The organism is Haloarchaeobius salinus (genome assembly GCF_024464185.1).
GTDB lineage: Archaea > Halobacteriota > Halobacteria > Halobacteriales > Natrialbaceae > Haloarchaeobius > Haloarchaeobius salinus.
Genome location: NZ_JANHAU010000010.1, coordinates 21,284 through 27,758, shown reverse-complemented (window position 1 = coordinate 27,758; position 6,475 = coordinate 21,284). Strand labels below are relative to the sequence as shown.

The following is a 6,475-nucleotide window of genomic DNA, read 5'->3' as shown; positions in this document are numbered from 1 at the left end:
ACTCATACTCTTTCATTCATTCCGTTTCGGCGAGCAACAGCCCTCTGCGGGGCTGGCGCTCGCCACGCACGCATTCGTTCACTCGGCGAGCGACAGCCACACCACTTCAGCACACCACAGATCCCCCCGAGCGGCAGCAGGGTGGCTCGCCCGGATTCGTCTTCGCGATCACGTTCGGGCAGCGGAGAACTCGACAGCGGCGGCCACGTCGGTCACGGGCGACAGAACACATCGCTACGTTTAAACTCGGCCGACCAGTAGTGGAAACTGCGCCAAGGTGGCAGAGTCCGGCCGAACGCAGCGGCCTGCAGAGCCGCCCATCGCCGGTTCAAATCCGGCCCTTGGCTTTTTGTGCGAATCGCGTGAGGAGTGCGTCGTACGGCATCGTCCAGCGGCCCGCGGGCCGGCCGACTGCCCGCCCATCGTGACAGCAAACCGGTAACCACGTTTATCGACATCTCGGTGCTATGTTCGAGGGTGCGACTCGCGAGCAGCGGATCGGTGGCGGTGCTGGTGTTGCTCGTCGTCTGTAGCGGTTGCCTCGCCGCACCGGACGCGACGGGGGAACCCGTCACGTCGGGGGAACCGGCGACAGCCCCGGACAGCGTAAATGGCACGCTCGAGGTCCACTTCATCGCCGTCGGGCAGTCGTCGAGTGCCCTCGTCGTCACGCCTGCGGGGGAGACGGTGTTGATCGACTCGGGCGACTGGCGCGACGACGGCGAGCTGGTCATCGACTACCTGGAGCGCCAGGGTATCGAGCGCATCGACCATCTCGTGACCTCGCACGCGGACGCGGACCACATCGGCGGGCACGCGGCGGTCATCGAGCACTTCGAGACGGCGGGCGAGGGCGTCGGGGCGGTGTACGATCCCGGTATCACGTCGACGTCGGCGACGTACGAGCGGTACCTCGACGCGGTCGAGGAGTACGACGTGGCGCTGTTCCGGACCCGGGTGGGGGCACAGCTCCCCATCGAGGGGGTCGACGTGGCCGTGCTCGGGCCGCCGCAGGAACCGCTGGCGAACGTCGACCGCAACGAGAACAGCCTGGTGCTCCGCATCGCGCACGGGAACACCAGCGTCCTGTTCCCCGGGGACGCGGGCGTGGTCGAGGAGGAGTATCTGCTGTCGACCTACGGTGACGATCTCCGGTCGACCGTGCTGCTCGCGGGCCACCACGGCAGTCGGTCGAGCACCGGCGAGGACCTGCTCGACGCCGTGCAGCCACGGGTCACGGTGATCTCGAGCGCGTACAGTTCGCAGTACGGCCATCCGCATCGGGAGGTGCTCGAACGGCTCGCGACGCGGTCGATCCCGACGTACTGGACGGGTGTCCACGGTGACGTCGTGCTCCGGAGCGATGGGCGGACCGTGACGCTGCTGTCACAGCAGTCGGCGACGACGGTCGCGACGGCACTGCGGGACGAGCCGGCGGTCGAGCCCGGGAGCAGCGATCCGGTGGCCGTGCGCGAGCAGTTCGTCGCGGACTCGGGAGAGACAGCCGTTCCCATCACGCCCGCCGATGGGACGTCGACGCCGGTCGCGGGCCAGCTCTCGCTCGTGGAGGTACACGCGGACGCGGCCGGGAACGACAACGAGAACCTGAACGACGAGTACCTGGTGTTCGAGAACACGGGCGACTCGACGCTCGACCTCGGCGGCTGGGTACTCGAGGACGCGGCGGGCCACCGCTACACCTTCCCGACGGTCACGCTCGCGCCGGGCGAGCAGGTGACGGTGTACACCGGCAGCGGGACCGACGGCGACGGCGAGCTGTACTGGGGCGCGGACGGTGCGATCTGGAACAACGGCGGCGACACCGTGCTCGTCACGACGGACGACGGGACGGTCGTCGTCGAGGAGGAGTACACATGATGCGACAGTACACGGCAGTTCTGGACCGGTTCGAGGAGGACACCGCGGTGCTCCTGGTGGAGGACGCGGGCGAGGTGGTCGACGAGCTGCTGGTCGACCGCTGGGAGCTACCGGAGCCGGGACGCGAGCAGGGCGCGGTGTTCGACCTGCGTGTCTGTGGTGGGTCGTTGCGCGTGCTCTCCTACCGCCCCGACGAGACCGAGGCGCGGTCGGAGGCGACCCGGAGCCGCTTCGACCGGCTGGCGCAGGACCTCCCGACCACGGACGAACCGTCGGTTGAGGGGGGCGGTGCGGACGACGGCTCGACGGGACCGGAGTAGCTGGCCGTGGCGGTGAAGCGGCCTACAGGATGCCGACCGGATCCGTCGGCGGCGCGAGCGGGCTGGCCGGGAGGTCGTCGTCGAGGTCGGGGTCGTTGTAGCCACCGGGCGCGACGTCATTCGGGGTCTCGGGATAGAACAGCGACGCGAGCGCCTGGATGTGGGCGCGCCCGACGCCGAGTTCGAACTGACCGCCGCCGTACAGACTGATGTCGTGCTCCTCGCAGTAGTCGAGCGTGTCGAACAGCGACGCGACGGTGCCGAAGCGGGAGGGTTTGATGTTGAGCCAGTCGGGCTCGAACGGGAGGACTTCGACGCTCTCGATGCCGGTGATCGGGTAGTCCCAGCTCACGCGGTCCTCCTGCCCGTCGAACAGCGGGCGCGTCTCGTCGGTGAACGCGGGGTCCTCGACGACGGCGTCCGGGAAGCCCTCGAGCACGCGCCGGTAGAGGTCGGGGTCTGCGGGCTGGTCGACCTCGGTGCCCTCGTACTGTCCCTTCAGGTCGAGCAGCCGGACCGCGTCGGTGTCGGCGAGCCGGTCGATGAGGTCGTCGCTCCACGCCGAGACGGGGTCGAGCTTGAACTCCGCGTCCGGGGTGACCGTCTGGATGGCCTCGATGCGGTCGAACGTCGGCGGCTCGCCGAGTCGCGTGCTGACGACGAACCGGACGGGGTCGTACGAGCGCCCGAGCGCGTCACCGAGGTCCGTCCCGGCCTGCCGGAGCGCGAGGTCGAGTGCGGCGCTCTCGACGCCCCAGCGGCGGTAGTGTCGCGCTGCCTGCTGTCCCGGTGGCTCGGGGAACAGTTCGACGTCGTCGAGCATCGTGGAGAACTCGTCGACCGTGTACTCGCCGGCGAAGTCGAAGTCGTGGGTGGCCTGGAGCGTGTCGTGGTCCTCGGCGTCGTAGGTCACGTCCTCGCCGCGGCCGACGTGGCCGTCGCCGTGGAACTCGAAGACGGTCGTCACGCGCGTGAAGCCGCTCGACGTGTCGCGCTCGTGGCGTCGTAGTCGGTAGTCGTCGACGACCAGCGGCAGGTCCGCGACAGCCTCGTAGAGCGTCATGCAGTGGGGTACGGCCGGGGAGCCCAAAGGTCCGCCGACGGGTCGCGATGGGAGGTCACCCCCCCGCCAGTTCGGGTCCGAACCCGTGCCAGCACCCCCGACGCCGTCCGTGTAAAGAGAAATCGTTTTAGGCGGCGCGTCCGAGGCTCCGACTATGCAACGACGAGCAGCGGCGGCCTACGTCGCACTCCTCCTCGTTATCACCGCCGGAGCCTTCGCGTTCATCTCGACCGCGGAGGAACCGGCCGTGTCGCTGGAGGACCCGGACGAGACCCTGCAGGACGGGTCGACACTGACGGTGAACGACCGCGTGTACAACGTCTCCGACGTCTCCGGCGGTGCCGACGAGCCCGCGGCGACGCTCCTGTGGACCAACGAGTCCGCACAGTGGTCGGAGAGCTGGAGCAACAACTCGACGGTCACCTACCAGGGCGACACCTACCGCACGTTCATCGCGAACACGTCCGAACCGACCGAGATCACGCTGCGCTGGGAGCCCGGCGACCGCTTCTCCCCGCAGTGGGTCGACGGCGTGCAGTACATCGACGCCGAACCCGACACGCCCGACCGGCAGGCGATGCGCGTCGACACGTACGTCGAGAACTCCAACAACTCGAGCATCCAGCCCCGCACCATCGACGCGACGAGCACGCTCGAGTACAGGGGTAACGAGACCACCATCACCACGGCACCCGAGCAGGCCACGTTCACCTGGACCTCCCCACGCGACAACGAGGTCACGGTGGAGCAGTGGAACGTCACGCTCAACGGCGTCGACTACGCCGTCCACTTCCCGAACGAGAACACCGTCCAGCTCCAGCGTGGTGCTGACGCACAGGTCGCGCTCCAGGAGCAGCGCAACCAGCAGAGCCGGTTCAACGAGCGCATCAACGGCTTCTGGGGCGTCGTCATCGTCGGCAGCCTCGCGCTGGTGCTGCTGGTGACCATCGCGTTCCTCCCGCGGAAGGAGTGAGCTGATCCGCGGATTCTTCTACTACGGTTCGCGTTCGCGGACGTGAGTAGAGCGGCCAGTACTGGGTGGGGAGGGACCTGAACAACGCCGAGACGGTCCGGGCGTGCGGCCTTCGGCCGTTCCGGGCTGCGACTCGTCTCGTCCGAGCCCCTCTGGCCGCTTCGCTCGTCACGTCCGTTCGTCGCAGGAGCGGGCCGGGAGGGACTTGAACCGAAGGAAGACGTTCCTGCTCGCTCCGCTGCGCGGGCTGCGATTTCCAGGGTTCAACTCCCTCCGGCGTCGCTACTCACTGCTCACTGCGTTCGCAGGAGTAGCGGGCCGGGAGGGACTTGAACCGAATCCGGACGTGCTCGCTTCGCTGCGCGCGCCCGGCTGGGTTCAAGTCTCCCGGCTGCGCTCTTTACTGCTCGCTAGCGCTCGCAGAAAGAGCGGGCCGGGAGGGACTTGAACCCCCGACCGTCTGGTTAAAAGCCAGACGCTCTGCCGAACTGAGCTACCGGCCCGGTGCGCTCGACTGTTCGCAGTGGGACGGTTAAAGGGTTATCGTTCGTCGGGGGTGCATCGAACGCTTTTAACGGTGGGTCGAACCACTCGTAACCATGCACGAGTTCGGCGACCGCTGGGGGGAGGACCTCCGGGAGTTCTTCGACGGGCTGTTACGATTCGACACGACCGACGGCGGGGAGGCACCCGCGATGGCGTGGCTGCGCGAGCAGTTCGACGGGTTCGGCTTCGAGACGTACGAGTGGACCGCCGACGCGGCCGCGCTGGCCGAGCATCCGTCGTTCCCGGACGACCCCGCCGAGATCGAGGTCGCGGACCGTCCCTCGGTCGCGGGCGTGGTCGAGTTCGGCGACGCCGACGCGGGGCCGACGCTGGTGCTGAACGGCCACGTCGACGTGGTGCCGGCGACGCGGTCGGCGTGGTCGAGCGACCCCTTCGAGCCGGTCTGGGACGGCGACCGGGTGACCGCCCGCGGGGCCGCGGACATGAAGGGTGGGCTGACCGCCTGCGTGTTCGCGGCGCGCCACCTCGCCGAGATGGCGACCGAGTCCGACTGGGACCTGAACGGCCGTGTCGTCGTCGAGGGTGTCGCCGGCGAGGAGGAGGGCGGCATCGGCGCTGCGGCGGCGGCGATGGACAACCCGTACCCCTTCGACCGCGACGCGGCCATCATCGGCGAGCCGACCGAACTCGGCGTCGTCACCGCCGTCGAGGGCAGCGTGATGAAGCGCCTCAGAATCGAGGGGCGCTCCGCCCACGCGGCGACGCGCTGGCGCGGCGAGTCCGTCCTCCCGCACTTCGAGCGGATCCGCCACGCCTTCGAGGCGCTGGAGGCCGAGCGCGAGGAACGCGTGACTCACCCGCTGTACGAGGACTACCCGGTCAAGTGGCCGGTCTGTTTCGGGACCGTCGACGCGGGCAACTGGGCCTCCGCCGTCCCGGACGAACTCGTCGCAGAGGTCCGCATCGGCGTCGCCCCCGGCGAGACCGTCGCGAGCGTCGAGGCCGAGTTCCAGGCACGGCTGGACGAGGTGGTCGCCGAGAGCGAGTGGCTCTCCGAGCACCCGCCCAGCTTCGAGCGCTTCTCCATCCAGTTCGAACCCGCGTCGGTGGACCGGGACGACCCCGTCGTCGGCGCGATTCGGGCCGCCGCCGACGAGGTCGGGCTGGACTCGGAGCCGTACGGGGGCACCTTCGGCGCGGACAGCCGCCACTACCAGCACGCCGGCATCCCGACGGTGCTGTTCGGCCCCGGGAGCATCGACCAGGCGCACTTCCCCGACGAGTCCATCGACGTTCGCGAGGTGGAGACCGCTGCTGGCGTGATCGCGGATGCTGCTGCCCGATTCTGCGGTCATTCGTCGTAGTTCTCGGGTCGGGAAGCCGAGTCTGCTTGCTGTTCTTCGAGACGGGAGCTGCTGGGACCGCGAACAGCCAGAAAGCCCCTCCCTGCTCGACTCCCGGGACTCGCTGTCGCGCGAGAGCGAAGCTCTCGCTGGATGCCAAAAACGCTCCGCGTTTTTGAGCACGCTCCTCGCTTCGCTGCGGTGCTTACTTCGTCCGGGTTCGTCGAGCAGGGAGCCCCTTTCAGTCCCCCCGACCGCACCGCACCTCACGCCTCCCCAGCCGACTGCGCTTCTCGCTCCGCTGCTCGCCCCTCGCGCGGATGGCTCGCGGCCTTCGGCACGCTCGCCAGCCGCGCGCCAGTGGTGTACAGTCGCTAAATCGAAATCCAGC

At 68.8% G+C, this 6,475-nt stretch carries 5 protein-coding genes and 2 tRNA genes; 5 read left to right on the top strand and 2 right to left on the bottom strand.

The genetic code is table 11. The features are described 5' to 3' along the window. Window positions 1-271 precede the first annotated feature (271 nt). From NO345_RS19470 to NO345_RS19460, 3 genes are all read left to right on the top strand, one after another. Window positions 272-347: transfer RNA gene (locus tag NO345_RS19470), tRNA-Cys, on the top strand. Window positions 348-477: 130 nt separating this feature from the next. Continuing rightward, on the top strand, window positions 478-1,878 hold the full coding sequence (locus NO345_RS19465) for a lamin tail domain-containing protein (protein WP_256302075.1): 1,401 nt from the start codon (window positions 478-480) through the stop codon (window positions 1,876-1,878). Further along, window positions 1,875-2,198: a DUF3006 domain-containing protein gene (locus NO345_RS19460; RefSeq protein WP_256302073.1), complete on the top strand. Its 324-nt coding sequence runs from the start codon at window positions 1,875-1,877 to the stop codon at window positions 2,196-2,198. The genes NO345_RS19465 and NO345_RS19460 overlap by 4 nt, the downstream gene beginning before the upstream one ends. Window positions 2,199-2,220: 22 nt before the next feature. Here the strand turns inward: NO345_RS19460 and NO345_RS19455 are convergent, their stop codons facing one another. Next, window positions 2,221-3,261 carry an enolase-like domain-containing protein gene (locus tag NO345_RS19455; RefSeq protein WP_256302071.1) on the bottom strand — a complete coding sequence of 347 codons (1,041 nt, stop codon included), beginning with the start codon at window positions 3,259-3,261 and terminating at the stop codon, window positions 2,221-2,223. Window positions 3,262-3,415: 154 nt separating this feature from the next. Between NO345_RS19455 and NO345_RS19450 the strand changes: the two genes are divergently transcribed. After that, complete coding sequence (locus tag NO345_RS19450) at window positions 3,416-4,234, top strand: DUF8231 family protein (protein WP_256302069.1); 819 nt, start codon at window positions 3,416-3,418, stop codon at window positions 4,232-4,234. 429 nt (window positions 4,235-4,663) lie between these two features. Here NO345_RS19450 and NO345_RS19445 read toward each other — a convergent pair. Continuing rightward, window positions 4,664-4,737 (bottom strand) — tRNA-Lys (locus tag NO345_RS19445). Between the two features lie 96 nt (window positions 4,738-4,833). On the opposite strand from NO345_RS19445, the gene NO345_RS19440 reads away from it, so the two are divergent. Continuing rightward, window positions 4,834-6,105, top strand: a complete 1,272-nt coding sequence (locus tag NO345_RS19440; protein ID WP_256302067.1) for a M20/M25/M40 family metallo-hydrolase — start codon at window positions 4,834-4,836, stop codon at window positions 6,103-6,105. The last annotated feature ends 370 nt before the right edge of the window (window positions 6,106-6,475 follow it).

Coding starts and splice junctions, on each gene's coding strand:
- NO345_RS19450 (WP_256302069.1), top strand. CDS start 3,416: ATGCAACGACGAGCAGCGGCGGCCTACGTCGCACTCCTCCTCGTTATC.
- NO345_RS19460 (WP_256302073.1), top strand. CDS start 1,875: ATGATGCGACAGTACACGGCAGTTCTGGACCGGTTCGAGGAGGACACC.
- NO345_RS19440 (WP_256302067.1), top strand. CDS start 4,834: ATGCACGAGTTCGGCGACCGCTGGGGGGAGGACCTCCGGGAGTTCTTC.
- NO345_RS19455 (WP_256302071.1), bottom strand. CDS start 3,261: ATGACGCTCTACGAGGCTGTCGCGGACCTGCCGCTGGTCGTCGACGAC.